We start from the raw sequence: 3,854 nt of genomic DNA, 5'->3' as shown, positions 1-3,854 counted from the left end.
ATGCGATCCCGGGCGTCGGTCACTTCGGCGTAATCGCCAATGAAAGCGTGCCATTCTGCCGGACATGCTCGCGTTTGCGCCTGTCGTCCACCGGTTGGCTGCATGGCTGCCTGTCGTCGAGCAACCGCCACTATGTCGGCGATCTGCTCGACAAGCCGCGCCATCAGGCTCTGCCGGCGTTACAGCGCCTGCTGGTCAAGGCGTTGGGTGACAAGCAGGAAGTGGCTTTTTCCGGTGGCGCGACGGTCATGAAGATTATTGGCGGCTGAGCTCCCGCGCCACAAAAGCCTCATTTCAAATTCGATACCTGTAGATTTCTGTGAGCTGGCGCAAAAGCTGCATTCAACGGCCATTCGCCGGTTTTCCGTCACCGGCTTCTGGAGGATGAGGATGCGTAGCCTGGTTTTGCTGCTGGCCGTTTTGGCGCTTGGCGGCTGTATGACTGTCAGCGATATGGCCGAGGGCACTCGCTATCAGATGAGCGACGCGGGGCTGCTGGATCACAGCGACAGCCGCCGGGTGAACAACTTCCGCATTCAGCCGGACTCGTTCATCTACATCGCCCAGGGTTCGTTCGCACCGCCGGGTGGTTCCTATCCACGGCCGAACGTGGTCGCCGAAGAAGCCTTCAAGGGCTTTGTGGAATACTTCCCGATGGTTCGTCGCGCCCGTGCGCCGGAAGGCCTCGATCAGGCGATGGGCGAAGCCCGCGATGCTGGCGCGCATTATTTGCTGTACACCCGTTTTGCCAAGGCTGACGACCGCATCGGCAACTCCGACGAGTGGCTCGATCAGGAAGCCGTGGATCGCGTGGGCATCGACGGCGGGGTGATTCAGATCATGTTGATCGAGACCAGCACCCAGTATTTGATTGATACTGCACGGATCAAGAGTCGTGGCGGTTTACTGACGTTCCACGACAACAAGCCTGAAGACCTGATCGGCCCGCCACTGGCGCAATACGCGCGCAGCCTGCTGGGAGTCGGCGACCAATAAGCCAAGGAGAACGCCATGAGTGGCCCGCAAAAAGCCAATGACCTGTTGGGACAGATCCCCAAAACCAAAGGCCTGCCGCCGGTGCACTTGTGGAACCCGGACTTCTGCGGCGACATTGACATGCGCATCGCCCGCGACGGCACCTGGTATTACCTGGGTACGCCGATCGGGCGCAAGCCGATGGTCAAATTGTTCTCCACGATCATGCGCCGCGACGGCGATGATTACTTCCTGATCACCCCGGTCGAGAAGGTCGGGATCAAGGTCGACGATGCGCCGTTCGTGGCGATCACCGTGGAAGTCGAAGGCGAGGGTGAGGCGCAGGTGCTGCGATTTACCACCAATGTCGATGAGACGACCGAGGCCGGGCCCGAGCATCCAATCCGCGTCGAAATCGACCCGGCGACACAGGAGCCGGCGCCGTATGTGCATGTGCGCACCAACCTTGAAGCGCTGATCCATCGCAATGTGTTCTACCAACTGGTGGAGCTGGCGGTCAGTCGTGAAGTCGATGGCCAACGCTGGCTTGGTGTGTGGAGCGGCGGCGAGTTCTTCCGCATCGGCCTCGAACCCTGATCCAAAACAAAAAACCTGCAGGAGTGAGCCTGCTGCATTTGTTTTGCGTTTCCGCAGTAAATCCTGATTGACACCCAATCATATGATCATTAGCGTGAACACCCATCGCGAACCGCTTTGAGGTGTTCATGTCCAGCAGCTTTCATGTGTCGACCGTCGACTGGCTGGGCAGCTGGATCGCCGCTGGCCAGGTCAAACCGGGTCAGACCCTCAAGGTCGAAGCGGATTTGGGTGAACAACTTGGCGTCAGCCGCACCGTCATCCGCGAGGCGATCAAAACCCTGGCGGCCAAAGGCATGCTCGAAGTCGGGCCGAAGGTCGGCACGCGGGTGTTGCCGGTACGGCGCTGGAACCTGTTCGATCCGCAAGTCGTCGGTTGGCTGTCGCGTAATGGTTTGCCGGAAAACTTCGTCGATGACTTGCTCGATCTGCGCCGCACCATCGAGCCCATGGCCGTGCGCTGGGCCTGCGAGCGCGCCACCGTGGAACAGATCGAGACGGTGCAACTGGCTTACAACGCCCTGGAGCGAGCCGTGGACAGCGGCGTTGATTACAACCGCGCCGACCAGTCGTTTCACGAGTCCATTCTCGCGGCGAGTCATAACCAGTTCATTGAGCAAATGGTCCCGGCCCTCGGCGCCTTGCTGGCGGTGTCGTTCGAGGTCTCGGCTGCCGACCCGGATGAGCTGCGCCGTACCTTGCCGATCCACAAGGACATGGCCGAGGCCATCGCTGCCCGGGATTCGGCGCGCGGGGTGTGGGCGTGCATGACCCTGATTGATAACGCCGACCTGGCCATCAAGCGCTTCTACCCGAAGGTGATGGCCGACAAAAAAGCCAGCTGACAACCCAAATTCCCCTGTAGGCGCGAGCCTGCTCGCGATAGCGATTTCATCAGTGCCAGACATCCCGACTGACCCGACGCCATCGCGAGCAGGCTCGCCCCTACAGTAAAAACAACAACATGAAGGATTCAACATGACGTGGACCGCCGTAACCCAACACCGCGCCCGACTTGGTGAAGGTCCGTTCTGGGACGCGCCGACCCAGGCGTTGTACTGGGTCGATATCGCCGGCAAACAGGCCCTGCGGCTGATCGGCCAGAACGTGCAGATCTGGCAGATGCCGGAACACGTGTCCGCGTTCATTCCCTGTGCCAGTGGCGATGCCCTGGTCACCCTCAGCAGCGGTGTCTATCGCCTCGACCTTGACTCCCCGGGCCTCGAACCGCGCCTGACCCTGTTCTGCGTCGCCGACCCGCAACCGGGCAACCGTGCTAACGAGGCTCGTTGCGATGCTCAGGGTCGACTGTGGCTGAGTACCATGCAAAACAACATCGGCGAGCAGGGCGAGGATCTGCCGGTCATTCGGCGCTCTGGCGGTCTGTTTCGGGTCGATGCCGATCAACGTGTGACGCCCTTGCTGCGCGGTCTGGGGATTCCCAACACGCTGTTGTGGAGCAATGACGGCACCACGCTGCTGTTCGGTGACAGCCTCGACAGCACGCTCTATCGCTATTTCATTCACACCGACGGCAACCTCGACACTGCTTACGTCTGGTACGGCCCCGATCAGCACGGCGGCCCGGACGGTTCGGCGATGGACGCCGAAGGCTACGTGTGGAATGCGCGCTGGGATGGCAGTTGCCTGTTGCGCCTGACTCCGGATGGCGACGTTGACCGCAAGATCGATTTGCCCGTCAGCCGACCGACCAGTTGCGTGTTTGGTGGTGAAGACCTGAAAACCCTGTACATCACCAGTGCCAGTAGCCCGCTCAACCACCCGCTGGATGGCGCGGTGTTGTCGATGCGCGTCGAGGTGGCCGGTAAACCGTGCACCCGGTTTGCGGGATAAATCCCAAAATATGGGATGCAAAATTATATATTGAGATTATTTGTCGGTCGGGTTTATAGTCGGCTCCAGCAGTAACACGCACTCACACTTAAAAAGAACAAAACAGGTGAAGTGATGCAGCGAATCCATCTCGCACTCCCGAGCGGAGTCCGCGTCTTGCAACGGCCCACAGCCGTCAGCGGCGCCTGCCTGTTTCGTTCCACACGCCTTCCAGACCGGACATCGGCAGATGCCCGGTTTTTTTGTGCCTGCGAAACAGGAGTCCTGATCCATGGCTGAACCCCTTTCCCTGCCGCCGGTGCCTGCACCGCCGAAGGGCGAGCGTCTGAAAAACAAGGTTGTGCTGCTCACCGGCGCCGCGCAAGGCATTGGCGAAGCCATCGTCGCGGCGTTCGCCACGCAGCAAGCCAGGTTGGTGATCAGCGATA

At 60.4% G+C, this 3,854-nt stretch carries 4 protein-coding genes and 2 pseudogenes; all 6 read left to right on the top strand.

The window, feature by feature from the left end:
- Window positions 1-269: pseudogene (locus DBR24_RS32870) on the top strand (radical SAM protein); the annotation flags it as partial.
- 121 nt (window positions 270-390) lie between these two features.
- Window positions 391-996 carry a DUF4823 domain-containing protein gene (locus DBR24_RS18930; RefSeq protein WP_123466772.1) on the top strand — a complete coding sequence of 202 codons (606 nt, stop codon included), beginning with the start codon at window positions 391-393 and terminating at the stop codon, window positions 994-996.
- A gap of 15 nt (window positions 997-1,011) precedes the next feature.
- Window positions 1,012-1,572, top strand: a complete 561-nt coding sequence (locus DBR24_RS18925; protein WP_123466770.1) for a DUF1285 domain-containing protein — start codon at window positions 1,012-1,014, stop codon at window positions 1,570-1,572.
- Between the two features lie 128 nt (window positions 1,573-1,700).
- Complete coding sequence (locus tag DBR24_RS18920) at window positions 1,701-2,417, top strand: FadR/GntR family transcriptional regulator (protein ID WP_123466768.1); 717 nt, start codon at window positions 1,701-1,703, stop codon at window positions 2,415-2,417.
- Window positions 2,418-2,550: 133 nt separating this feature from the next.
- Window positions 2,551-3,426, top strand: coding sequence for an SMP-30/gluconolactonase/LRE family protein (locus tag DBR24_RS18915; RefSeq protein WP_128615500.1), 876 nt, complete (start codon window positions 2,551-2,553; stop codon window positions 3,424-3,426).
- A 271-nt stretch (window positions 3,427-3,697) separates the two neighbouring features.
- Window positions 3,698-3,854: pseudogene (locus tag DBR24_RS32865) on the top strand (short-chain dehydrogenase); the annotation flags it as partial.

The organism is Pseudomonas sp. HMWF006, from assembly GCF_003061205.1.
Taxonomy (GTDB): domain Bacteria; phylum Pseudomonadota; class Gammaproteobacteria; order Pseudomonadales; family Pseudomonadaceae; genus Aquipseudomonas; species Aquipseudomonas monsensis.
This window is presented reverse-complemented; position numbering and strand designations above follow the sequence as displayed.

Bases quoted from the DNA above. Each gene is read 5' to 3' on its own strand.
- DBR24_RS18930 (WP_123466772.1), top strand. From the start codon at position 391: ATGCGTAGCCTGGTTTTGCTGCTGGCCGTTTTGGCGCTTGGCGGCTGT.
- DBR24_RS18925 (WP_123466770.1), top strand. From the start codon at position 1,012: ATGAGTGGCCCGCAAAAAGCCAATGACCTGTTGGGACAGATCCCCAAA.
- DBR24_RS18920 (WP_123466768.1), top strand. From the start codon at position 1,701: ATGTCCAGCAGCTTTCATGTGTCGACCGTCGACTGGCTGGGCAGCTGG.
- DBR24_RS18915 (WP_128615500.1), top strand. From the start codon at position 2,551: ATGACGTGGACCGCCGTAACCCAACACCGCGCCCGACTTGGTGAAGGT.